Annotated in this window: 1 protein-coding gene; it reads left to right on the forward strand. The window is 60.8% G+C overall.

Annotated elements, in window-relative coordinates; all coding sequences use genetic code 11:
* Nucleotides 1-328, forward strand: a 328-nt coding sequence (locus HX869_RS29470; RefSeq protein ID WP_178904064.1) for an ABC transporter permease subunit, incomplete at its 5' end; no start/stop codon positions are given.
* Nucleotides 329-400: the final 72 nt, after the last annotated feature.

Here is a 400-nt window from a genome sequence, read left to right on the forward strand (position 1 = left end):
GTACGTAGTGACCGCGCGGGCCAAGGGTTTCAGCGAAAAACAGGTGCTGTACAAACACGTGTTTCGCAACGCCATGCTGCTGATCGTGGTTGGCCTGCCCCAGGCGCTCACCGCGATGTTGTTCGGCGGCTCGTTGCTGATTGAAGTGATTTTCTCCCTCGACGGCCTCGGTCGCCTGAGCTACGAAGCGGCAGTGGCACGGGACTATCCCGTGGTCTTCGGCACGCTGTTTATCTTTACCCTGGTCGGGTTGGTCATCAAGTTGCTGGGCGACCTGTGCTACCGCGTGCTGGACCCCCGGCTGGATTTTTCCGCGAGGTCGCACTGATGCCGGTTTTTACTCCGATTACCCGTCGCCGCTGGCTGCACTTCAAGCGCAATCGCCGCGGCTGGTGGTCGC

The organism is Pseudomonas sp. P7779 (assembly GCF_013386315.1).
GTDB lineage: Bacteria > Pseudomonadota > Gammaproteobacteria > Pseudomonadales > Pseudomonadaceae > Aquipseudomonas.